The organism is Acutalibacter sp. JLR.KK004 (assembly GCF_036941085.1).
Lineage (GTDB): Bacteria > Bacillota > Clostridia > Oscillospirales > Acutalibacteraceae > Acutalibacter.
The window spans coordinates 1,241,301-1,262,029 of sequence record NZ_JAYMNQ010000001.1; the positions used below are offsets into that span (position 1 = coordinate 1,241,301).

27 protein-coding genes and 2 pseudogenes are annotated in these 20,729 nt (G+C 41.1%); 14 read left to right on the forward strand and 15 right to left on the reverse strand.

Annotated features, from left to right (window positions below):
• Positions 1-2 precede the first annotated feature (2 nt).
• Positions 3-845, reverse strand: coding sequence for a sulfide/dihydroorotate dehydrogenase-like FAD/NAD-binding protein (locus tag VSQ30_RS06840; RefSeq protein WP_334462975.1), 843 nt, complete (start codon positions 843-845; stop codon positions 3-5).
• 474 nt (positions 846-1,319) lie between these two features.
• Here VSQ30_RS06840 and VSQ30_RS06845 point away from each other — a divergent pair, with 474 nt between their 5' ends.
• The 3 genes and pseudogenes from VSQ30_RS06845 to VSQ30_RS06855 all read left to right on the forward strand — a co-directional run.
• Positions 1,320-1,526, forward strand: coding sequence for a spore coat associated protein CotJA (locus tag VSQ30_RS06845; RefSeq protein ID WP_237076103.1), 207 nt, complete (start codon positions 1,320-1,322; stop codon positions 1,524-1,526).
• Entirely contained in the window at positions 1,523-1,774 is a 252-nt protein-coding gene (locus VSQ30_RS06850; protein ID WP_160641098.1) for a spore coat protein CotJB, read from the forward strand. Before VSQ30_RS06845 ends, VSQ30_RS06850 begins: the two co-directional genes overlap by 4 nt.
• Positions 1,775-1,987 (forward strand): annotated as a pseudogene (locus tag VSQ30_RS06855) (manganese catalase family protein); the annotation flags it as partial.
• A 588-nt stretch (positions 1,988-2,575) separates the two neighbouring features.
• On the opposite strand, the pseudogene VSQ30_RS06860 reads toward VSQ30_RS06855, so the two are convergent.
• The 6 genes and pseudogenes from VSQ30_RS06860 to VSQ30_RS06885 form a co-directional block, all read right to left on the reverse strand.
• Positions 2,576-3,634 (reverse strand): annotated as a pseudogene (locus tag VSQ30_RS06860) (recombinase family protein); the annotation flags it as partial.
• 140 nt (positions 3,635-3,774) lie between these two features.
• On the reverse strand, positions 3,775-3,960 hold the full coding sequence (locus VSQ30_RS06865; protein WP_022741251.1) for a hypothetical protein: 186 nt from the start codon (positions 3,958-3,960) through the stop codon (positions 3,775-3,777).
• Positions 3,961-4,021: 61 nt separating this feature from the next.
• Positions 4,022-4,333 carry a hypothetical protein gene (locus VSQ30_RS06870; protein ID WP_334462977.1) on the reverse strand — a complete coding sequence of 104 codons (312 nt, stop codon included), beginning with the start codon at positions 4,331-4,333 and terminating at the stop codon, positions 4,022-4,024.
• A 40-nt stretch (positions 4,334-4,373) separates the two neighbouring features.
• Complete coding sequence (locus VSQ30_RS06875; protein WP_334462978.1) at positions 4,374-4,823, reverse strand: hypothetical protein; 450 nt, start codon at positions 4,821-4,823, stop codon at positions 4,374-4,376.
• Positions 4,824-4,877: 54 nt separating this feature from the next.
• Entirely contained in the window at positions 4,878-5,354 is a 477-nt protein-coding gene (locus VSQ30_RS06880) for a DUF998 domain-containing protein (protein WP_334462980.1), read from the reverse strand.
• A 200-nt stretch (positions 5,355-5,554) separates the two neighbouring features.
• Positions 5,555-6,022 carry a hypothetical protein gene (locus tag VSQ30_RS06885; protein WP_334462982.1) on the reverse strand — a complete coding sequence of 156 codons (468 nt, stop codon included), beginning with the start codon at positions 6,020-6,022 and terminating at the stop codon, positions 5,555-5,557.
• 121 nt (positions 6,023-6,143) lie between these two features.
• Here VSQ30_RS06885 and VSQ30_RS06890 point away from each other — a divergent pair, with 121 nt between their 5' ends.
• The 8 genes from VSQ30_RS06890 (at position 6,144) to VSQ30_RS06925 (ending at position 11,237) form a co-directional block, all read left to right on the forward strand.
• On the forward strand, positions 6,144-6,680 hold the full coding sequence (locus VSQ30_RS06890) for a PadR family transcriptional regulator (RefSeq protein ID WP_016301204.1): 537 nt from the start codon (positions 6,144-6,146) through the stop codon (positions 6,678-6,680).
• A 211-nt stretch (positions 6,681-6,891) separates the two neighbouring features.
• The gene (locus tag VSQ30_RS06895) at positions 6,892-7,266 is read left to right on the forward strand and encodes a TnpV protein (protein ID WP_172464019.1); all 375 of its coding nucleotides are present in this window, start codon (positions 6,892-6,894) and stop codon (positions 7,264-7,266) included.
• A gap of 102 nt (positions 7,267-7,368) precedes the next feature.
• Positions 7,369-8,166 carry a MerR family transcriptional regulator gene (locus VSQ30_RS06900; protein ID WP_172464020.1) on the forward strand — a complete coding sequence of 266 codons (798 nt, stop codon included), beginning with the start codon at positions 7,369-7,371 and terminating at the stop codon, positions 8,164-8,166.
• Positions 8,163-8,981 (forward strand): ABC transporter ATP-binding protein, encoded by an 819-nt coding sequence (locus tag VSQ30_RS06905; protein WP_347280596.1) that lies wholly within the window; start codon positions 8,163-8,165, stop codon positions 8,979-8,981. The genes VSQ30_RS06900 and VSQ30_RS06905 overlap by 4 nt, the downstream gene beginning before the upstream one ends.
• A complete protein-coding gene (locus VSQ30_RS06910) occupies positions 8,978-9,694 on the forward strand; it encodes an ABC transporter permease (protein WP_334462987.1) in 717 nt (238 codons plus the stop codon). Before VSQ30_RS06905 ends, VSQ30_RS06910 begins: the two co-directional genes overlap by 4 nt.
• 131 nt (positions 9,695-9,825) lie before the next feature.
• Positions 9,826-10,200 carry a TnpV protein gene (locus VSQ30_RS06915; protein ID WP_066534039.1) on the forward strand — a complete coding sequence of 125 codons (375 nt, stop codon included), beginning with the start codon at positions 9,826-9,828 and terminating at the stop codon, positions 10,198-10,200.
• Positions 10,201-10,448: 248 nt separating this feature from the next.
• Complete coding sequence (locus VSQ30_RS06920; RefSeq protein ID WP_066534041.1) at positions 10,449-11,018, forward strand: TetR/AcrR family transcriptional regulator; 570 nt, start codon at positions 10,449-10,451, stop codon at positions 11,016-11,018.
• A gap of 15 nt (positions 11,019-11,033) precedes the next feature.
• Entirely contained in the window at positions 11,034-11,237 is a 204-nt protein-coding gene (locus tag VSQ30_RS06925) for a hypothetical protein (protein ID WP_334462988.1), read from the forward strand.
• 125 nt (positions 11,238-11,362) lie between these two features.
• Here the strand turns inward: VSQ30_RS06925 and VSQ30_RS06930 are convergent, their stop codons facing one another.
• Both VSQ30_RS06930 and VSQ30_RS06935 read right to left on the reverse strand, forming a co-directional pair.
• Entirely contained in the window at positions 11,363-12,658 is a 1,296-nt protein-coding gene (locus VSQ30_RS06930) for an ATP-binding protein (protein WP_334462989.1), read from the reverse strand.
• Between the two features lie 144 nt (positions 12,659-12,802).
• Positions 12,803-13,042 carry a hypothetical protein gene (locus VSQ30_RS06935; protein ID WP_334462990.1) on the reverse strand — a complete coding sequence of 80 codons (240 nt, stop codon included), beginning with the start codon at positions 13,040-13,042 and terminating at the stop codon, positions 12,803-12,805.
• Positions 13,043-13,210: 168 nt separating this feature from the next.
• On the opposite strand from VSQ30_RS06935, the gene VSQ30_RS06940 reads away from it, so the two are divergent.
• The gene (locus VSQ30_RS06940) at positions 13,211-14,518 is read left to right on the forward strand and encodes an IS4 family transposase (RefSeq protein WP_334461212.1); all 1,308 of its coding nucleotides are present in this window, start codon (positions 13,211-13,213) and stop codon (positions 14,516-14,518) included.
• Between the two features lie 19 nt (positions 14,519-14,537).
• Here the strand turns inward: VSQ30_RS06940 and VSQ30_RS06945 are convergent, their stop codons facing one another.
• The 6 genes from VSQ30_RS06945 to VSQ30_RS06970 all read right to left on the reverse strand — a co-directional run bounded on the left by VSQ30_RS06945 (position 14,538) and on the right by VSQ30_RS06970 (position 19,792).
• Positions 14,538-16,250 carry a DUF3732 domain-containing protein gene (locus VSQ30_RS06945; RefSeq protein ID WP_334462991.1) on the reverse strand — a complete coding sequence of 571 codons (1,713 nt, stop codon included), beginning with the start codon at positions 16,248-16,250 and terminating at the stop codon, positions 14,538-14,540.
• Entirely contained in the window at positions 16,247-16,735 is a 489-nt protein-coding gene (locus tag VSQ30_RS06950; protein WP_325237717.1) for a three component ABC system middle component, read from the reverse strand. The genes VSQ30_RS06945 and VSQ30_RS06950 overlap by 4 nt, the downstream gene beginning before the upstream one ends.
• The gene (locus VSQ30_RS06955; RefSeq protein WP_325237718.1) at positions 16,732-17,877 is read right to left on the reverse strand and encodes an ABC-three component system protein; all 1,146 of its coding nucleotides are present in this window, start codon (positions 17,875-17,877) and stop codon (positions 16,732-16,734) included. Before VSQ30_RS06955 ends, VSQ30_RS06950 begins: the two co-directional genes overlap by 4 nt.
• Positions 17,861-18,793, reverse strand: coding sequence for a nucleotidyl transferase AbiEii/AbiGii toxin family protein (locus VSQ30_RS06960; protein ID WP_161472683.1), 933 nt, complete (start codon positions 18,791-18,793; stop codon positions 17,861-17,863). The genes VSQ30_RS06955 and VSQ30_RS06960 overlap by 17 nt, the downstream gene beginning before the upstream one ends.
• Positions 18,793-19,401 (reverse strand): type IV toxin-antitoxin system AbiEi family antitoxin domain-containing protein, encoded by a 609-nt coding sequence (locus tag VSQ30_RS06965; RefSeq protein ID WP_161472684.1) that lies wholly within the window; start codon positions 19,399-19,401, stop codon positions 18,793-18,795. Before VSQ30_RS06965 ends, VSQ30_RS06960 begins: the two co-directional genes overlap by 1 nt.
• Before the next feature lie 178 nt (positions 19,402-19,579).
• Positions 19,580-19,792, reverse strand: a complete 213-nt coding sequence (locus tag VSQ30_RS06970; RefSeq protein ID WP_334462995.1) for a hypothetical protein — start codon at positions 19,790-19,792, stop codon at positions 19,580-19,582.
• Between VSQ30_RS06970 and VSQ30_RS06975 the strand changes: the two genes are divergently transcribed.
• Both VSQ30_RS06975 and VSQ30_RS06980 read left to right on the forward strand, forming a co-directional pair.
• The gene (locus tag VSQ30_RS06975) at positions 19,779-20,228 is read left to right on the forward strand and encodes a manganese catalase family protein (RefSeq protein ID WP_334462997.1); all 450 of its coding nucleotides are present in this window, start codon (positions 19,779-19,781) and stop codon (positions 20,226-20,228) included. The two genes, VSQ30_RS06970 and VSQ30_RS06975, sit on opposite strands and share 14 nt — an antisense overlap.
• Positions 20,229-20,361: 133 nt before the next feature.
• The gene (locus tag VSQ30_RS06980) at positions 20,362-20,724 is read left to right on the forward strand and encodes an ArsR/SmtB family transcription factor (protein ID WP_334462998.1); all 363 of its coding nucleotides are present in this window, start codon (positions 20,362-20,364) and stop codon (positions 20,722-20,724) included.
• Positions 20,725-20,729: the final 5 nt, after the last annotated feature.

The following is a 20,729-nucleotide window of genomic DNA, read 5'->3' on the forward strand; positions in this document are numbered from 1 at the left end:
CTTTATGCTTTTCCCCCTCTGAACAAATTGCAGGCCTCCTCATGAGCCTGGCGCTCGAAGTCCCGGTACATGGCGCCGCGGGCCATGGCCTCGTCAAAATCCACCAGGAAGCCGTCAAAATCCGGGCCGTCCACACAGGCGAATTTCGTCTCCCCGCCCACAGTCAGGCGGCAGCCGCCGCACATGCCGGTGCCGTCAATCATAATGGGATTCATGCTGACCACGGTGGGGATGTCAAATGCCTTTGTCAGCTTTGTGACAAACTTCATCATAATCAGCGGCCCGATGGCAATCACCTGGTCATACTGCTCGCCGCTTTCAATAAGGCGGCGCAAAGCGTCTGTTACAAGCCCTTTTTCTCCGGCAGAGCCGTCGTCTGTCATCAGGGCATACATGTGGCTGACAGATTTGAATTCCTCTTTTAAAATCACCAGATCTTTGTTGCGGAAGCCCACAATGGAATGGACTTCACAGCCCTGCTCATGCAGTTTTTTTGCCACAGGGTAAGCAATGGCGCAGCCTACGCCGCCGCCCACCACAGCCACTTTTTTCAGGCCTTCGGTGTGGGTGGGCTTGCCCAGAGGCCCGACAAAATCCTGCAAAAACCCGCCTTCATGCAGGTGGTTCAGCTTTTGCGTTGTAGCGCCCACAATCTGGAAAATGATGGTGACAGTACCCTGATCCCGGTTAAAGTCCGCAATGGTCAGGGGGATGCGCTCTCCGTCCTCGTCCACTCGCAGGATGATAAACTGTCCTGGCTGGGCTTTTTTTGCCACCAGCGGCGCTTCTATTTCCATCAGCGTCACAGTGGGATTTAAAACACGCTTCTTCACAATTTGATACATGATGTCCTGTACACCTCTTTTATATACCGTGCTGAGGCGTTTTGCAGGACGGGTAGATGTGTCCTGCATTTTTGCCGCCGATACGGTACGCTTTCATTTTTATCTTTTCTGGAATCCTACTGGGGCTGCCAGCAGCATGGCCCCAGGGAACTTTGCCCCTGCCCTGCCGCTAGTAGATAGTAAACGCGCTTGAAAATCGGGTAAAGCCCATTTTCAGGCAGAGCAGCGCGGACACACCTGTGCCGCCAAGCTCAAAAGGGGTCACGCCTCTTTTCTATACACAGATGTGGCCAGTCCTTCTCTGTGTCCTTGGGACATTATAGCACACAGAGAGCCTGGAATCAAGAAAAATGCATAATGGGAGAAAAATTCCTGCTTTTCACCTTTTTTCGCAGCGGTGCATACCCTGTATCAGGGGACAAGACAGACACCCCAGACCCTATTGCAAAGACCATTTGGAGAGGAGCGATCATTTTGGCAGAAGAAATGATAGCGGGCCAGTCCTGCGGCCTGTATAATGACCCCAAGCCCCTGCCTGAGGATCCGGTGCCGGCCATGGCATATGTGCCATACCAGCAGTGGCAGGCGAACCTGCACAGCGCGGAGCGTGCCTTGGATGCGGGCACCCTGTTTCCGGTGCTGGATAAGCCCTTTACCGGCGGAAGGGGGGAGCCGAGATGAGTGACGAGCAAGCCCTGCGCAGGCGCATTGGCGCCATTAAGTTCGCCTCCTGGGAGCTTCACCTGTTTTTAGACACCCATCCCAATAACTGCGACGCAGCCCGGAAGCTGGAGGAATACCGCCGGCAGCTAGCCCAGCTTACCAAGGAGTTTGAGGAAAAGTATGGGCCTATTGGAGAAACCCCCCGGAATACCAGCCGCTGGGCCTGGATTAGCGACCCCTGGCCCTGGGAAAAGGAGGCAAATTAAATGTTTGTGTATGAAAAACGTTTGCAGTACCCGGTACACATCCACAACCCCAACCCGAAGCTTGCAAAGATTATTATCAGCCAGTATGGCGGGCCTCATGGTGAAATAGGCGCTTCCCTGCGGTATCTCAGCCAGCGGTATTCCATGCCTTATCCAGAACTGCGGGCTATACTGACGGATATAGGTAGAGAAGCCCCTGAAATGTTCCATCTCAGGGGCCCCAGCTTTTTTTAGCGGTTTACCCTGCGGACAGTTTACACTTTTTGCAACCGTGTAGCTCCATTTGAGGGGGAGCAGGTTCAAATACACGTCAATATGGTCTTTATCATTCACAACCATTTTATCTAAGATTTCTTTGTAAAAATCATCTTCATATTCCACGCCGTTTATAAGTTCATTCATCGCTTCTGTAATTTCAGCGACAAGCTCTTGCTGTTTTTCAATCATCTCCCTTTGTTTGTCTATGCTATCTATCACGGATTGCAATTCGGCAATCTCATTCTCACATTTTGCTCTTGCTGCTGAAAATTCATCTCTGGTAATATCGCCAGATGTATAAAGGTCAATGAGGTTTGTGCGTTTTTGTTCTATGGCTTTTATCTGCGATTTTAGTTTCTCACTGTCTGTACCTGCGGTATCCATTGCGATAATAGACTTGATAATAGCAAGCAAATTGTTAGTGATTTTCTCCTTATTATACTTTAAGCTGCTCGTGACAAGGTACATGATGTGGGTTGCATCTTCGTTGCGTATGCTAAGTCCACTGCATCCAACTTGATTCCCTGCTTTGTCCACATGAGGGCTTCCATGTCTTGCAGCTTCAAGACACCGCCACGCCTTATAGCGGCTCCCATTTTTTCGGGTTTTATATCTCGCCACATAACTTGAACCGCAGCATCCGCATTTGATTTTCCCAGAAAAGGGATAACGGTTGCTGTGTTTTGCTTTGCCCTCCTGTGAAAGCGATTTTTCATCCAAAATGCGGTTTGCCTTATCGAAAAGCTCACGGGAGATAATCGGCTCATGATGGTCTTTGATAATCACAAATTCCTCTTGCCCTCGGTTATATTTCTTTTCATGGGATAAAAAGTCTGGCGTATAGGTTTTCTTCTGCACCAAATCACCGCAGTATTTTTCATTGCGGATAACACGGAGAATGACTGTGTTCTGCCATTCTTTTACACGCATGGGCTTAATGCCCTCCTCCCGAAGCTCACGGGCAATCACATGAGTTCCTTTCCCCTCATTTACAAACTTGTGGAAGATAAGACGGACAACTTTTGCCCCATCCTCATTAATATACATTTTGCCGTCTTTCACATCGTAGCCAAGCATACTCCGCCCAAACACAACTCCCTGCTCCATCTGACGTTTCTGCCCCCATTTCACACGCTCGGAAGTCTTACGGCTTTCCTCCTGTGCAATCGAGGACATAATGGCAAGGCGAAGCTCTGCATCGCCGTCTAAAGTGTTGATGTTATCATTCATAAAGATAACACCCACACCGTGCTTTTTGAGGTCACGGGTATAGAATATACTATCAAGGGTATTTCTCGCAAAACGGGAGATTTCTTTTGTTACAATCAAATCAAAATCACCGTTCTTTGCACACGCAATCATGCGGTTAAATTCTTTCCGTTTTTTTGTATTCGTACCAGAGATTCCTTCATCTGCGAACACTTCGTAAAGCTCCCAATCGGGATTACGCTCTATATACTGTCTGAAATAACGCTGCTGGCTTTCAAATGAATTTGCCTGGTCTTCGTTGTCCGTAGATACACGGCAGTATGCGGCAACCTTTCTCTTTGTGTGCTGTATCTTCCTTTCTTGGTTTAGGGTTTCGTATTTATCTATTGACATAAGAATATCTCCTTTCCCGACAATCCCTTGCCGTATTTTCAGTATAGTCAATTGAAAATGGTATGTCGAATGTGCAAATTTGTAATTTTCACACTTGACTATGTAAAAACGTCAAGCGGTTATGCCTGACGTTGCTTTTTCTAATTTAGACGATATTGTTTTTCAAGCTCAAGCAGGCAGCGTTCCCGCTGTGATGCGGTCAACAGATTCCGTTTTTCTAATGATAAAAGGATTGACCTTTGAAAATTCATAAGAAATGCTGCGTGTTCCTGCTCATTCAATTCTGGAACAGGCTCGCCAACATACCTAAATTCTCTATGCTCCAACAGGCAGCACCTCCCTCATTCTCAATGTATGAGCGAATGATTGTACCATATAACGAGGGGGCTAATCCTTTTTTTGAACGCTGTCATCATGCAGCGGACAACATTCATGAGCAGGTAAGGAAGCCAAAAGCCTGCCCTGCTTCATCGGGCATTGCGAATATCCGTTTAAACCAATACTAATTGCCAACGCTTTGTCCATTGCAGGAAGAAAACGCTTGTCAAGAGTTCCCATATCCTCAATCCGTTCTGCCTTATAAAAAGCTCTGTCATTCAGCGTTTCATCGGTCAGCTCGGAGTGTTCAATGTGCCTGCTCACCCTGTTCAGATGGGATATGTCCTCAAGCTCAAATCTGTCAAATGTCTGGTACAGCATTTCGTCAATCTCAATATTCTGCTGCTTTCCACGCCCGTCCTTAAAAGAGAGGTAAGACACGTCTTACCAAGCACTGAATTTGGCTATCATGTCTTTTCCATTCTACCGTAAACCCCTCTGTTGGGTACTTTTTGCTCATATGCGATTTGGCAAACATTTTAAATAAACCATATGTAAATGGCATTTTTGTAAATTTAGCATTTTCTTCCGCTAAGCTGTGTGCATTGTGCTGTATTTCCTTATAGGCAATCATAAATGCTTGTTCTTTGGTAAAACCCTGTTCAACAAGAGTTAAATATATTCCCATGATTGGCAACAATCTTTTGAAAATATGCTGATTTATTTCGTCATTCTTAGATTTTGCTTCCCTCTCGCATAGATTCGTATATTTTTCACACATTAAAATATAAAGCTGTTTACCTTGTTCATTTCCATATTCCTCAGTTAAATCATCGTATAGAAAACTGAAATCTGTTTCTTTATAGTCCATAATCTTATCTCCATTTCATGCAATCATTCTGTTTTTTCCATTTAACCGCTATCTTTAGGACAGCAGATTATGGACAGCCTTGTAAGTAAGAGGAATATACATACAAAGTAAAGACAGCCGTTCCCACAATCCCTCATATTTCAACATGGTATTTTGAAACTGCTCTTTATCTCCCATGATAAAACAGACAAAGAAAATTAATGCCAAGATAAAAGAAATAACACATATAATGCCAAAAATGACATTGTTCTGCTTAAATGCTAAAATCCCATTTAACAATGGGAAAAACAATAATGCCATAAATCCGATTGCCGCACTTATTCCATGTACTTTTGAAGCCGCAGTAACAATGTCTTTGTTTTCATTCACCTGGAATATTCCCGAAACCAATCCTGCTCCGACAGCAAATGTCCCTAGTGAAAACAACAGTAAAACCGATAAGATTGGAAAGTCTTTTTTCGTAATAAAAAAATATGCAACCGCTGCAAATGCCAGAAAACATCCAAGCCATATTAACCATGTATTATCCAAGCCATATTAACCATGTATTATAAATAACACGAACGGGGCTTTGCAGACTTCCCAACGCACTCATTGCCATTGTTTTACTATTGTACCCATCATAATACCGACACAATATCCACGGAAGAAAAAACTCGCCAACAACTGTAAAGAGCATAACTGAATGAAATATCTTACTGGTTATTATATTTCCCATTTTCCAATCTCCCCTAATATCTCTTAATTTCTCCATGAAAATTATGTGCTTTTTCAAGCAGTGGTCCTTTTGCTCCCATTGTAAAGGCAATATCACTGCTGCGGATTGACAACAATTCCATTCCAGATTGTAATTCTAAAACGTCCAACGTATCTTGCGGCAATTTAACAGCTCCGTCCTTATCAATGTTAATCCACGCATATTTACGCCCTTTATATCGGGTAAACTCACCCTCGGAAAGCTGGCAGTCCCTTAACGCAGGGCTTTCTTCCAATATATGGCTGAGTTTTGAATTTGACAGCAGCGGATATGTCGTCACGCAAAAGCCGCCTGTTATTTTGCTTCCCGTAAAAATTATCACTTTTCCATCCCGCAGTGCATCATATTCCAACAATGCCTGTGGCGGGATGTGTATTGTTAAATCGGGGTTTATAACGGAAAGACCAAATACAAATTTACCCCCTTTATTGAGCTGCGGCATAAAAAACCTCCTTTTCCAGTATTCCTTTTTCTACATTGATATGTTATAATAGTAGTGTTAATAAAAACTACTTTATATATAAAGTACTATAAATACAATCCAATGTCAAGGAGGAAAAAATATGTTGTCCAAACCTGCCACAATGCTTTTAGGTTTCATATACGAAAAACCACTTAACGCATACGAGATAATAAAACTCTTAAACTACATGAATGTGAAATGGTGGTTTAATATCGCTGATTCAACGGTATATTCGACATTAAAAACCCTTGAGAAAAAGGAATTTATATCTGGCACTACCGAGAAAGTCGGAAATATGCCAGACCGCACCGTTTACAAACTTTCTGATAAGGGGAAAAGCGAATTTATAAACACTTTAAAAGCATCAATTCTGCAATTCAACTATGATACAAACATCTTTTCTATTGCCGCTTTTTTTCTAAGTACATTTACCCCTGATGAACAGCAGGAACTTTTGCAGGAGCGGCTTAATATTTTGCAAAAGTACCGTGCAGGGATTGATAAACAAATCAATCCGTTATGGGAAAATGAAGTTTCTTCTGCCCATTCTGCAAATGTAAAAAGAATGATTGACCTTGTAGATGCTGAAATAACAGGAACAAACCGTTTACTTGAAAGCTGCAACGCCAACATATAACCCAAGTCCATGAAATGGATAACAGACTGTGAGGAAAACCTATGACTACAAACAATATCCGCTATTTATATAATGCAGAAACAGGCATTGAGCTGATTTTCTGTAAGGATTCAACCATGAATGAAACCAGATAAGGAGAAAACTCAAAATTTTGTTTAAGACAGCAGGCACAACAATGTGGAGTGAATATCTTATTTGGAGGAATTACAAAATGACAAAATCATTATTTGAAAAACTGGGCGGCAAGTACGAGCGACAAGGAAATTACTTAATACCGTGCTTGACCGTACCCGCCGAAAAAGAACAGCCAATAGGCACATGGGGACAGCGACATCTGGACTATCTGAAGCAGTACCGCAAAGTTACATACACCAATCTTCTCACAAGCGGTAAACTTAATGCGTATCTTGCCGATATCGACAGGCAGGCGCAGGAACGCTTTGAAAGGCTCATAGAGAATATGAAACAATCACAGGGCATAACAGAACGCCTAAAGGAAGAAAACGCCTTAGAATGGACAGGGCGGCTAGGCAACATAAGGGCATGTGCGAGGGAGATTGTGAACGAGGAAATTATTTTCGCATAAAGCAAAGGCGGCAGGATTATCTTGCCGCCTAAAAATTTTTCAAAAGGTCTTGCTTGTTACGTTGCGTAATGATTTATAATATGTTTCAGGAGGTAAAGGACTATGGCAAAATGCAGGGCAATTCCAGATGGATATATGACAGTTGGAGAAGTTGCGAAGAAAATGGGAACAACTGTCCGAACTTTGCAATATTACGATAAAGAGGGATTACTCTCTCCATCAGCAGAAAGTGAGGGTGGGCGCAGGCTTTATACGGATAAAGATTTAGTTACACTTCATCAGATTTTGTCCTTGAAATCGTTAGGATTTTCTTTGGATGATATAAAGTCACGCTTAATTTCTTTAGAAACACCGACTGATGTGGCAACTGCCCTTACCGAACAGGCAGATAGCATACGAGAGAAAATAGAACAGCTAACAGATTCTTTGACAGCAATAGAACAGTTAAAAGCAGAAGTGTTACAAATGCAGACAGTCAATTTTAAGGCATATGCAGATATTATTGTTAATCTGCAAATGAAAAATGGCTCTTACTACCTTATTAAGCGTTTCGATGACGACACGCTTGACCATATCCGTAATCAATTTGACAGGGAAAGTGGTTTGGACTTTATGGACAGGTTTAATCGTTTGAGCGATGAAATCGTACAGTTTCAAAAGGAAAATGTGCCCCCCGAAAGTGAAAAGTGCCAGCGGGTTGTAAAAGAATATTGGGGCTTGATTATGGAATTTACAAACGGCGATATGAGTATGTTGCCGAAATTGATGGAAATAGGCAATATTGATACTGCTACAAACGCTTGGGAAGAAAGACAAAAAATAGTAAACGACTATTTAGAGCTGGCTTTGCAAGTTTACTTTTCAAAACTCGGAGTAAATCCGTTTGAGGAGGTGGAATGATGAACCCTGCAATACAAGTTAGTGAATTAAAGAAAAGCTATGGCAGCCATATTGTTCTTAAGGGACTTAATTTTCAAGTCGAAAAAGGAGAAGTGTTTTCTCTGCTTGGCGTAAATGGAGCAGGAAAAACCACATCTCTGGAATGTATCGAGGGTTTGAAGAAATACGACAGCGGCACAATTATCGTAAATGGGAAAATGGGCATTCAGCTGCAATCATCATCTTTGCCCGCTCACATCAAACCTATGGAGGCTGTAAAGCTGTTTGCAAAATGGAATACAGCAAAGATTGACTACTCTATGCTTCATACTCTTGGTATCAAAGAAATTGAGAAAAAGCAGTATGCCAGGCTGTCCACAGGGCAAAAAAGGCGTTTACATCTTGCCCTTGCGCTTATCAGCAATCCAGATATTATTTTCCTCGATGAGCCGACTGCGGGACTTGATGTGGAGGGCAGACTTTCACTTCATGAGCAAATCCGAAAGCTCAAATCACAAGGAAAAACCATTGTTTTGGCAAGCCATGATATGGCAGAGGTAGAAACCTTATGCGACCGTATTGCCATTTTAAATCACGGAAATATTGTTTTTTGCGGCACAGCTTCGGAACTTACAGACAAGGTTGGGAAAAAATATTTTATCCATATCAAAACGCAGCAAGGGCGCAGTATTTTTGAAACGGACAATATTGAAGATACATTAATTAGTCTGCTTGGCGAATTGAAACAAAAGGAAATTCATGTGTTAGATATTAAAGTTGACCGTGGCACACTGGAACAGCATTTTATGGAAATGACAAGGAGGAAAACAGAATGAGTGGGTTTTTATATGGCGTTGCGTTACAGTGGAAATTGGATATAAGAAGCAAATCCTTGTTAGTTACCTGTTATATCATTCCGCTTATTTTCTTTCTTCTTATGGGCGGTATTTTCACTTCTGTTATGCCCGATATGAGAAGTACGCTCATCCAATCTATGATTATAATGAATGTTTCGATGGGGGCGTTTATTGGATTGCCGCCATCGCTGATTGAAACATATGGAAGTGATATAAACAAAGTTTATAAAGCAAACGGAGTGCCTATCTATCTGGGTCTTATTACGATGTTTCTTTCTGCATTTATCCATTTGATGATTGCCTGTGCTGTGATAGTGTTACTGGCTCCCGTATTATTTGAAGCAGTTTTGCCAGCACAACTTCAGATTTTCTTTTTTGCGCTTGCTTTATACATTATTGTGTCGTTAAGTATAGGGAGCATTTTAGGGCTGATGATAAAAAATCAAGCCAAGTTGACGATGATAGCACAGTTAGTGTTTCTGCCCTCAATTATGCTTTCGGGAATTATGTTTCCCATTGATTTGTTACCTGTTTTTCTTGAAGTGATAGGGCGTTTTTTCCCCGCTTCTTGGGGATACCGATTGATGTTGGATAATGGAGTTTGTTTTGAAAATTTGTGGTATCTAATCATTGTCTTTTTTATGGCAGTAATTGTATGTGGCATACTTTTAAAGAAACAAAAATCGAAATAGCTTGGGAGGACAACCGTTTGAATAAAAGCGTCTGGTGTCCTCCCATGACCTTGACTGTCCGTGGCGCCCCGCTGATGTAGGACGGATTTTGCGGACATTCAAAATAAAAAAGAATGTGGAGGTAACAGACAATGGCAAAGACGATTTTTGAGGAATTGGGCGGCAAATACGAAAGGCAAGGTGACTATTTAATCCCATGTATAGCTTTACCCGCCGAAGAAAAACAGCCGATAGGCACATGGGGACAGCGGCATCTGGACTATCTGAAGCAGTACCGCAAAGTTACATACACCAATCTTCTCACAAGCGGCAGGCTCAACGCTTATCTTGCCGACATTGACAGGCAGGCGCAGGAACGCTTTGAACGGCTCATAGAGGGCATGAAACAGGCACAGGGCATAACGGAACGCCTAAAGGAAGAAAACGCCTTAGAATGGACGGGACGGCTCAATAACATAAGGGCGTATGCGAGGGAGGTTATAGAGAGGGAAATCATATACATATAAGTGAAACGCATAGCAAGCCAAAATTGGAGGGTAAGGTTAAATAATCCTACCCTCTTTATCTTTTGTCTTAAAATTGTTGGGGATAAAGGCGATATAGCAGAGAAAAGTATTACCTACTATTTTTCGGACGGTAATTTTGTGTCAATAAAATTTGTAAACTTTTATCCAGATGGGTTGACAAACATTGGATTTAGCTATAATATAAATTCAATTATATAAACGAGATTATGGGAATTAGAGGTGATAATATGGCAAGGAAAACGCAAATTTCAAAGGAGGTCATTTTGGAGGCAGCATTGAAAATGCTTATTCGTGATGGGTACGCAGCTATCAATATCAAGACATTATCAAAAGAAATTGGTTGTTCTACACAGCCCTTAGTATGGCACTTTGAAAATATGGACGGACTTCGTAAGGCTTTGGCTAGTTATGCTTTGAAATATGCCAATGAAAAAATGCGGTCTCGCACTCAAAACGGGGTGGAAGCCTTTGCGGGTATTGGAATGGCATACATAAATCTTGCATTTGATGAGCCAAATCTTTTCAAATATCTTTATATGAGTGGAGAGTGCGGACTTCAAACAGGTAGATTTGACGTTTTGGTTAACGCTGATGAAAATGCGGCTATTGTTGAACAAGTTGCAGATTATTTGAAAATATCAAAAGAAAATGTCTGCTATTTCTTTCAAAATACAATGATTTATACGCATGGGCTTGCTTCATTTATCGCTTCTGGAATTATAACATCTTCAAAAGAAGAAGTAGCAGCGATGGTGAAGCAAACCGCCAGTGCTTTTTTATCACAGGCAAAAAGATGAACAAGGGAGAAATATATGAAAAGAGATAGATTTAATTTTCATCAAATTGAAACCAAAAGAATTTTTGTTTATTTAGCAATCGTTTTTTGTGTGTATTATGGCTTGTGGCTGATTGCGATTCTTTTACCTGATAGTGCGGGTAATGCTATTTATTCTTTTTTGGGCTTTCCCGTTATTTTTATGGGAACGCCAGCTTTAAGGCAGATGATTTTTTTATAATCTATCATAGGCTTTTCGTCCTTTCTTATTTTGAAATTTCCGTCTGTTTTTGGAATGATAAAAGCTGTCTGCATAAAAATAACGCCCACATTTCTGTGAGCGTTATCTTCGTAATATGATTGAGTTTAGATACAAAATGCAGCATAAAGAGGAACAATCTTTTTATTATCCTCAAAGCCAAAGTTCTTTGCAGAGAGCTTGATAGCATAGGCAGGCTTGTAGGTTTCCATATAAACCTTTAAGCTCTTTGCCCGTGTGTTGTCGGCAGACTTGACCTCAATGGGAATAAGCTCACCGTCACGCTGAATGACAAAATCTATCTCAGCTCCACGCTCGGACTCCCAATAGTAGGTCTTATATCCGTTAATGGCAAGCTGCACATTAACATAATTTTCTGCCATACCGCCCTTAAAGTCGTTCAGTTCCTCGACCATATAGAGGACATCATTTGCCGCTAAATCTTTCTTTGCACAGAGCAGTCCTAAGTCGGAAACATAAATCTTGAACGCATCAATGTCACGGTAGTTCTCAAGGGGCTTTTTTATCTGCTCTACCTTGTAAATCTGTGATACGATACCAGACAGACAGAGCCATTCAATAGCGTTTTCAAACTCGGAAGCCCTGCCGCCTTTTTTAATCAGCTTATATTGGAAACGGGTATTTTTCTTGGAAAGCTGCACGGTGATGTTGTCATAAGCAAGCCTTGTTTTTTTGATTTCATTCAGATTGTTGTACTTGCTCATATCATTGAGATAGCTTGCCAAAATCGTATCCTGCGTATGGCGCACAAGGATATAATCCTTTGTTTCCACAAACTGCATTACGCATTCGGGCATACCGCCGACGATAAGATATTGACGGTAAAGCTGCATTGCCGCATCGTGCAAAGCAGAGGGCAAAGGTGTATCCTCTGCAAAGCAGTTCTTAATCTGCTCTACAAGGGCGTTTTCGCCGCAGGCTACCATAAATTCCTCCATATCCATAGGATAGAGGGTTTTCATATCCACCTTACCCACGGGAAAAGAAAACTTTGCCCTGTTTACCGCAACGCCCAAAAGACTTCCCGCCACAATAATATGATAATCGGGAGCGTCCTCGCAAAAGTATTTCAGAGATGTCAACGCTCTCTCGCAGAGCTGCACCTCATCAAAGACAATCAGCGTCTTTTCCCGCACAATAGTCTGCCCTGCGATATGGGATAAAATCGGTATCAGATAATCGGGGCTGATATTTTCCTCAAAGGTTTCGTTCAGCTTGGGACTGGTTTCAAAATTAAAATACGCCACATTTTCATAGTGTGTGCGCCCGAACTCCAGAATGGAATAGGTTTTGCCGACCTGTCTTGCTCCCTGTAAAATAAGGGGTTTACGGTGTTCGCTGTCTTTCCACGCTTCTAAAAAGCTCATAATTTTTCGATACATAATCAGACCTCCTTCAAGGTGCTAACCATAGTATATCACTTATTCGTGTAAATATCAATGAGCTTTACCTTGAAAATCACATTGAAATACACGAATCATCTTTAAGATTGCATTAAATTTCGACATGAACACCGTATTTTTTATTTACACCTCTCCAACCTTGGTGGGCTTGTTCATCTGCTCATATTCGGGTATGATGTCTGCATAACTTCCAAGGGCATATTTCACCCTGCGGAATCCCTCATTGTAGAGGACTGCATACTTTGTACCTTTCTGTGTTTTGTACGGCACTTTAAATTCTTTGTTTTTGGTATATTTGAGCTTTGCTTTTGTCATCGTGATACGGTATTTTGCCGCAACGGTCTTGTATAGGCTGTATTCCATGACATAATGGAACTTATTTAATACGGAGACATTACTCGCAAGTCGGGCAATGCCATTAAGTTAAGCATTTTGTAAAAAGATAAAGAAACCGGCAAAAAGCCCTTGACAAAATGAGAAAAATATGCGGCGAAGCCCCTTGAAAAATAAAAACTTCAAGGGGCTTATAAAATGAAACAAACCGCAAAAAACTTACGAAAAAAGCTGCTGTCTCAGGTAAGGAAAATGGGAAAGAATCCCCAAATTTACGCCAGCCGGCCGGGACGGGATTTCACCCGCCGCAGGGCGCTGGATTTTGAAAATATCATTTTCTTCTTGCTCACCATGAGCTGTGAAAGCGTGGGCAAAAATCTCATGAAAGCTTTCCGTTTTCAAGAAAAAACACCTTCTGCCTCCGCCTTTGTGCAGCAGCGGAAAAAGCTTTTGCCTAAAGCCTTGGAGGACTTATTTCACAGCTTTTCAAATTCACTTACCCCCGAAAAGAAGTACCGGGGATATCGGCTGCTGGCAGTGGATGGAACGTCCTTGAAATCATCAGCATACCCTGCAGATTTGCTTTCTTATCTGCCCGGAACAGACCGCCAGCACGGTTGGAACAAGCACCTGATAAACGCTCTTTTTGACTTGGAAAACGGCATTTATACAGACTTAATTGTCCAAAAGGAACACGAGAAAAATGAAGGCAAAGCTCTGTGTGAAATGACAGACCGTTCGCGGATTTCAGAGCCGGTTATCCTTTTAGCTGACCGGAACTATGCGTCCCTGAACAACTTGGCGCATCTGGAAAACCGGGGATGGAAATATGTCATCCGCCTGAAGGAAAGGGATTCGGTTTTTGGTGTAAAACTTCCTTGTTTTCCCGAATTTGATATACCCGCAAGCCTCACTTTGGGGCGCCTCACAAAACGAAAACTGGAAACAAGAAATATCCCTGTTCCGGCAGATTATTATAAGCTTACAAGTCAGCGTGTTTTCGATTTCCTGCCTGTAGAAAGCGTTGGCTTTTACCGGCTTTCTTTCCGTATCGTACGCGTAAATTTCTGCAATGGAAAAACGGAAACCTTCCTGACAAATCTGAATAAAAATCAATTTCCGCCCGAAACTTTGAAAGCTCTTTACGCCAAACGCTGGGGCATCGAAACATCTTTCCGCAGCCTGAAATATTCAGTGGCGCTCATTCATCTCCACTCCAAAATTCCAGAACTTATTTTACAGGAGGTTTTTGCTGCTTTCCTGATTTTTAACTTTGCACAGGCAGCAGCCTGGAACGTGAAGCTTTCCTGCCACAACACAAAACAAAAACAGCGCCTCAATTTTTCCGACGCTGTCTTTGCCTGCTGTGCTTTCTTACGGAAACCTTTTCGAGAACTGGAAGGGTTGCTTTACAGGAAACGCTTTCCGGTAAGGCGGGGACGGGCTTTCCAGAGACCTGTTTCCTCGGGTAATCGGATTTCTTGGTTTTATCTTCCGGCACGATAGCGGGGATCTTTGGCGGCGCTTAACTTAATGGCATTGCCTGACTTGGTTGGTCAAAAAACATAAATAGTGGCATAGGTGAATTATCCTGCTTTGCAAAGTAACGAAGAAAACTTAAAAATAATGCAATATGACATGATACCCAATTCGCTCCGCTTCCCATTTCGTAAAGATGGATTTTTTCTCTATTATTTTGATATTGATATATATCGAAAGTTTCATCAAGCAAACCAAAATTAAGGTTAATTGGGCGATATTCATCTTCAAAGTCTAACGACAATGAAAGGCGATTCATATTTTCTGATAAAAAAGCTTGTGCTTTTGCCTTTTTGGTGTCAACATCAAAGCCTTGGATTTTTTCTTCAAGTTGTTGGATTTTTTCCTTTAACTCAGCAATATCTTCATCAACAGTTTCAAAAATACCAGAATCGCTCATTTCTGCATACAATGCTAATCTTGCCTTAGCATAATTAACCTTTTCTCTCTTTGATACCAGAGCTTTGGATGAAATGAATTTCTGCTCAACCATTTCTATTTGCTTCCAAACTTCTATGATTTTTGCATCTATTTTTGAATGCTCATCTTTGAGCTTTCTGACATCTTCTGAAAAATCGGCAGTGTATTTTTCTGTAATTCTCAATTCGTTATCCAACCATTCTGTAGCCTCAATAAGCTGTGAATCATTTTCGGCAATTTCTTGACAATCGTGACCGCAAAGAGGGCAGATATATTCCGTAGTTTCAATTTCGGCTACAGTTGTCTGCTGCTTTAAGTCCATTAACATCTCGGTAAACTCATTGCCCGTTTTTGATGCGTTGTCAATATTCCTTATTTTCAATAAGATTTCTCGTTCTTCATTTCTTAATTCCTCCAGTTCCTCATTCAACACGCTATATCTTTCTGCTATTTTTGATTCTCCAAAAAGTTGCGTGTCATCAAATTCTGGTAAGTTAGAAGCCATTTTCAGCATTTTTTGCGCTGATATTTTGTCATCGAAATCTTTCTCAAGTAATGCAAAGTAATCTGTTAATAAAGGTGATAGATTTTCTTTAATATAAGCTGTACTCTTTTCATTTGCCTTTTGTCTCTTATATTTTTGTTTTAGTTGAGCCTTTAAGGTGTTTAACTGGATTAAATCACTATAATACTCTTGGCTAATCATTCCTGCAAAGACAGGGAATTGGTCAATAATATCCTTTCTTTTATAATAATCCGAGAAGCGATAGAATAGTGCAAATTTGCTTGCCATTAAGTTTTGATGTTGAAACAAATATGAAACCATATTTCTTAATGATGCTTTTTTACCCTGCTGGTCAGCATCGGTAGCCATATTTGTTACAAATAGACCTAATGCACATTCAATTTCATATTGAGCATCTTTATACGGCAAAGTAGGCTTTTCAGAAAAATAATCCAAGCTCAAAACCTTATAGTTAAAATCCTTTTCTTCTTTGGAAGAATACATTTTTCCACCATTATCCCAATTATAGCGAGCTATGATATAAGTATTATCACCTATACCCATTACAAGCACATATAGATAAGAGAAATCTGTTATTTTGCCTTTTGGTATTGTACAACGAGTACTACACAAGCAATAATCAATTATTTCAACTAAGGCACTTTTCCCAGTTTTTGATTCGCCTGTAATTATATTCACTCCTTGCTTAAGCGGCACTAATCTTTTTTCATCATTTTCGTTGAATATAATAATAGCTTTTATATAACTTTTCATTTTGAATCAACTCCTAAAAAGAAAGATAGATGGTCTTCAGTAGTTTTTGAAAACACAACTCCAAGATAAAATGCACATTTAATCCAATCTTTAATTGCTCCCTCAAAATCTTTGTAATTTACTTTCTTTATAAGCACAATTTTTTGATTGCTAACGGCTATTTTTTCTTCAGAAGATAGAATGATTATTGCTTTCTTACAATATGGTTTAAGTGAATTATATCTATCTACATAGCCAGATAACCTTGTTTTACCAGAAATCTTACTTTCATCAACAATTTGAGGTGACTGAAACAATGTATCAATTCGACTTCTTATATTTGCATTTACTAATTTTTCTCGTGACTCAGCATATAGCAGAATAGGAATTGCCATAAATGGTAATTTAATCTCACAAGGTTTTTCATAACCAGAAAGAAAACTTTGCATTAGCAAAGAATAAAAATGAGGATTCATTGAAAGCTTTTTGATATTACTTATGCTCATTCTTTATCTTCACCTACTTTCCATTTGAATTCTGTTTCGTCCACTATGTTATGTATAACTCCTCGCTGAAAATACCCTTGATTACGAATGATAGAGCCAAAATCATTGGCATCCCAACTCATTACACCATTATAAAGTTGCTTTGAAATTCTTATTTGTTCTTCCTCGGTTGCTCCTTCAGCATTCAAATCACTATTTGCTTTGCTATATTGCATCTTTGCAGACAAATCTTCCACATACGACTCAAGACTTTCTAAATACATAAGGTTATCCCTAAAATATTTAGCAACAGTCAAATCTGCTTTCCAATAATCTAACATTGCATTTGGAATCATTTTGTCATACTTAATCTCACGGATAGACGCTACAAATTTTTTCTGTTCGAATGTAGTAATTTTGTCTTTAGGCAGAACTGCTTTTGCGTACTCCTTTGGAAGTGGAATAGTTCCTTTTGTACCATATGCTGTTGACTGCACCTGTAGGATTTCATCAAATGCTGATTTGGTTATTTCCCATTTGTGAGGAGGCTCCTTTACTTTTATTAGAATTTCGCCAAGCAAAGCACCTATATATCCGTCTCTATTTTCGGAAGGAATATGACCCACATATTTTGAAAATTCATCAGATATACCATCTATTGAAGTTTTGGCATCCTCAATAGTAAATTTATCTAATATTTCTAAAAGACGACCTTCATCATATGAATCAACAAAAATTCTGTTATATTGGCTTCTAAATGTCTCTTCCTTTTCCTTAGAGATAGCTCCGATATCTTTTAAGCGTTTTAGCTTTTCAGTCTTTTGCATACTATTCCAGCCATAAAACGGAGAATTGTTCTGGATTGTAGCTGTAGTACTGAGTATATAATTGGAAAAGTTTTTTACACGCTCATAGTCTATATACCAATTTGCAAGTGTTTTCCAAAAATCTATGTCTCTGTCCGAAAGAGATTTATTACCAAAATGATGTTTTACTTCTCTCTGAAAGCGACCTCCTATATCATTTATAATACTTACATCACCATTTGTTTCAATTTGCAGAGTATCACCATCGTTCAATTCAAAACAATCTTTTAATGCTATTAAATACTGGTATATGTCACCAGCTTTATTTAGCGTTGCATCATTAATTGCTTTTGTCATGGTCGATACCTCCACCCAGATGTGACCATCTGCTAATATTGCTTTCCCATTCTCCTTGCCACTCATCTTCATTCACAATCGCTTTAAATACAGGCTCAAGAAAAGTCTGCATTTCCTCAATGACCACCGAAAACTCAAGCGAATCATCTTTTATGGCTTTCAAGAAATATTTCCACCGCTTCTGCATATCCATATCCTCGGCAAGAGAAACAACACGCTTAAAACTATTCCTGTCGTAGTGAGTCCCCCGACGCTGCAAGGTTTCAAAGATAGCGGCTTGCAATTTCGCTCCATCAAAATCAAAGGTTCTCGCAAGATAGTAAATATCGTAAAAGTCTTTCATCCTGCCTGTCAATTCAAACCGTTGCAGGATAGCATCAAACTTTTCCGCAATGGTGCTTTCGAGTGAATAGGTGAAAATAACAGGAGCTTCAAAGTTTGGAAGCTGTGTCTGAATTTTCTGTTCCATAGCATGAGGAACAATAACATCACCAATCCCCATATCTATATTGAACGGAACACGAACATTTTTTATCTTCCCGACAATTTGAGCACTGATACCGTGATATTTTCTCTGCGGAGATATTTCTTCAAATCCGCTTGCCGTCATCTCAATATAGTCATTTCCTGTTGGGACTTTAAGGATTTCATCTATCAGAGTTTCAACAACATTTATGGAGTTTGACATATCCCTAAGAAGAAAGTCCACATCAATGGTCGCTCTGCTTTCAAAATTGGTAAGCGTATAAATAAACAGACCACCTTTAAGAACAAGGAATTTTTTCAGTCCAGACTTTGAGAGCTTCCGTAAAAACTCCTCCTGCATAAAAAGCTGTAGGCACTGCTGATAGCTAATACCAGCCGCTTTCGCTTTGTTCCTTAGTTTTGCCAAAACAGATGCCGCAATGTCAGCCATCACAACCACACTCCAATCAAATCTTTTACTTTTTTCTGAACTCTCAATACCTTTGCGTATTCCATAAGGTTAGGAATATTTTTTTGAGGGTCTTTCACATAGCTTTGGATAGCCTTATTAAAAACTTCTTTATCCATCCTGTTCATATTCCGCAGAATGTCGCAAATCGTTCGGTCACGGTCATAGATTCTAATTTTTATATAATCAATTTCTCCTGTTGTTTCCCCCAATGTTACTAATGGCGGCTCAACTCGATATGCCTTTACGAACGGATAATCAATGCTTGTACGGTTTCTCGAAACATTCTTATCAATGGTAATACTCCATTCAGCGGGATTGCGGTCACTGTATCGGTAATAGAATAGAGCTGTTTCCATACAGAGCACTGCATCGGGGAACATACCTTTAATAATTCGGACTTCTGTTTTAGTCGTTGCTTCTACCCAAGCATAATAACCTCTTTTAATTTTTTCGATATATCCATCGTTCAGCAATTTTTGAATATCTCGATAAAACAGTTTTTCTTCTTTCAGTTGCGATGTGGTCATAATATAATCATATTTTGAAAAAACTCCTCTGAGAAATTTCTTATCTTCACGATTAAGCATAGATTCACCTCTGCACTAAACTCAACATTGCTAATCAAACGATTGTGTAGTTTAGTACATTATAGCCTTTTTTCAAAGCAAAGTCAATGGCATCTAACCAATCAATCCTAATTATTCAGTTGTGTAGTTTAGTACAGAAAAAGAGCTTGTCCAACTTCTTTCAGACAAGCTCTTTTTCTCACGCTTCATAGTTATAATAGACATCCGCATCCGCTACCGCATAGAGGTTTATCCATCTCGGAGTACCGCCAAGCTCGATGAAATAAGGCTTTCTGCCGCCTTTCCTGTATCTTTCCTCCTCCTGCTTGCCGATTCTTTCATAGCTGACAAAGCTATGTACAGATAGGCCGAAAGCACCGGGCTTGTCCGTATAGGGCTTGATTTGGAACATTTCTGAGCACAATGTAGGCACCGAAGAACTGGCCCACCTGGAAATGGTAGGCACTATTGTCTACCAGCTTACCCGGGATCTGACTCCGGAGCAGATACAGGAGGCGGGCTTTGACGCCTATTTTGTGGATCACACCACTGGCGTGTATCCGGTAGCGGCTTCCGGCGCGCCCTTCAGCGCCGCAACCTTCGCGGTGACCGGGGACACCATTGCCGACCTGAACGAGGATCTGAGCGCGGAGCAGAAGGCCCGCATGACCTATGACAACATCCTGCGCTTTGCCGACGACCCGGACGTGCGGGATCCCATCAAGTTCCTGCGGGAGCGGGAGATCGTGCACTTCCAGCGCTTCGGCGAGGGCCTCCGCATTGTCACCGACAAGCTGGATTCCAAGAACTTCTACGCCTTCAACCCCTCTTTCGACAAAGCGCCGTAAAGCAGAGGAACCGGAAAATCCGCGCATACGCCCTAAAATAAAATTTCAAAAAGCCGGCAGGCGGGGTTGACAGCCTGCCGGTGTTTGTGTATACTATATATGAACAATTGCTCATATGAAAGGATGATTGGATATGGAAAACCGGGAAACTGCCCCCCGCTGCGAATTCCTGTACGTACACCAGGCGGTAGTGGATCAGGTAATGGGAGCCATGCCAGGGGAAGAGGAGCTTTTCGATTTGGCAGAGCTGTTCAAGATTTTCGGGGACTCCACCCGCATCCGCATCCTCTATGTGCTGTTCGAGGCGGAAATGTGCGTGTGCGACATTGCCCAGCTTCTGGGCATGACCCAGTCTGCCATTTCCCACCAGCTCCAGGTGCTGAAAAAGAGCAAGCTGGTGAAATACCGCCGGGAGGGCAAAACTGTGTTTTACTCCCTGGCAGATGACCATGTCCGGGCCATGCTGGATCAGGGCATGGAGCATGTGACCGAATAAATTTT

What these genes read in the sequence shown, in the direction of transcription:
- VSQ30_RS06905 (WP_347280596.1), top strand. Translation starts at nt 8,163, where the DNA reads ATGATGAACCCTGCAATACAAGTTAGTGAATTAAAGAAAAGCTATGGC.
- VSQ30_RS06915 (WP_066534039.1), top strand. Translation starts at nt 9,826, where the DNA reads ATGGCAAAGACGATTTTTGAGGAATTGGGCGGCAAATACGAAAGGCAA.
- VSQ30_RS06870 (WP_334462977.1), bottom strand. Translation starts at nt 4,333, where the DNA reads ATGCTGTACCAGACATTTGACAGATTTGAGCTTGAGGACATATCCCAT.
- VSQ30_RS06890 (WP_016301204.1), top strand. Translation starts at nt 6,144, where the DNA reads ATGTTGTCCAAACCTGCCACAATGCTTTTAGGTTTCATATACGAAAAA.
- VSQ30_RS06895 (WP_172464019.1), top strand. Translation starts at nt 6,892, where the DNA reads ATGACAAAATCATTATTTGAAAAACTGGGCGGCAAGTACGAGCGACAA.
- VSQ30_RS06875 (WP_334462978.1), bottom strand. Translation starts at nt 4,823, where the DNA reads ATGGACTATAAAGAAACAGATTTCAGTTTTCTATACGATGATTTAACT.
- VSQ30_RS06935 (WP_334462990.1), bottom strand. Translation starts at nt 13,042, where the DNA reads ATGGAATACAGCCTATACAAGACCGTTGCGGCAAAATACCGTATCACG.
- VSQ30_RS06980 (WP_334462998.1), top strand. Translation starts at nt 20,362, where the DNA reads ATGGAAAACCGGGAAACTGCCCCCCGCTGCGAATTCCTGTACGTACAC.
- VSQ30_RS06850 (WP_160641098.1), top strand. Translation starts at nt 1,523, where the DNA reads ATGAGTGACGAGCAAGCCCTGCGCAGGCGCATTGGCGCCATTAAGTTC.
- VSQ30_RS06955 (WP_325237718.1), bottom strand. Translation starts at nt 17,877, where the DNA reads ATGACAAAAGCAATTAATGATGCAACGCTAAATAAAGCTGGTGACATA.
- VSQ30_RS06960 (WP_161472683.1), bottom strand. Translation starts at nt 18,793, where the DNA reads ATGGCTGACATTGCGGCATCTGTTTTGGCAAAACTAAGGAACAAAGCG.
- VSQ30_RS06910 (WP_334462987.1), top strand. Translation starts at nt 8,978, where the DNA reads ATGAGTGGGTTTTTATATGGCGTTGCGTTACAGTGGAAATTGGATATA.
- VSQ30_RS06965 (WP_161472684.1), bottom strand. Translation starts at nt 19,401, where the DNA reads ATGCTTAATCGTGAAGATAAGAAATTTCTCAGAGGAGTTTTTTCAAAA.
- VSQ30_RS06840 (WP_334462975.1), bottom strand. Translation starts at nt 845, where the DNA reads ATGTATCAAATTGTGAAGAAGCGTGTTTTAAATCCCACTGTGACGCTG.
- VSQ30_RS06920 (WP_066534041.1), top strand. Translation starts at nt 10,449, where the DNA reads ATGGCAAGGAAAACGCAAATTTCAAAGGAGGTCATTTTGGAGGCAGCA.
- VSQ30_RS06885 (WP_334462982.1), bottom strand. Translation starts at nt 6,022, where the DNA reads ATGCCGCAGCTCAATAAAGGGGGTAAATTTGTATTTGGTCTTTCCGTT.
- VSQ30_RS06970 (WP_334462995.1), bottom strand. Translation starts at nt 19,792, where the DNA reads ATGTTCCAAATCAAGCCCTATACGGACAAGCCCGGTGCTTTCGGCCTA.
- VSQ30_RS06900 (WP_172464020.1), top strand. Translation starts at nt 7,369, where the DNA reads ATGGCAAAATGCAGGGCAATTCCAGATGGATATATGACAGTTGGAGAA.
- VSQ30_RS06940 (WP_334461212.1), top strand. Translation starts at nt 13,211, where the DNA reads ATGAAACAAACCGCAAAAAACTTACGAAAAAAGCTGCTGTCTCAGGTA.
- VSQ30_RS06945 (WP_334462991.1), bottom strand. Translation starts at nt 16,250, where the DNA reads ATGAAAAGTTATATAAAAGCTATTATTATATTCAACGAAAATGATGAA.
- VSQ30_RS06950 (WP_325237717.1), bottom strand. Translation starts at nt 16,735, where the DNA reads ATGAGCATAAGTAATATCAAAAAGCTTTCAATGAATCCTCATTTTTAT.
- VSQ30_RS06930 (WP_334462989.1), bottom strand. Translation starts at nt 12,658, where the DNA reads ATGTATCGAAAAATTATGAGCTTTTTAGAAGCGTGGAAAGACAGCGAA.
- VSQ30_RS06925 (WP_334462988.1), top strand. Translation starts at nt 11,034, where the DNA reads ATGAAAAGAGATAGATTTAATTTTCATCAAATTGAAACCAAAAGAATT.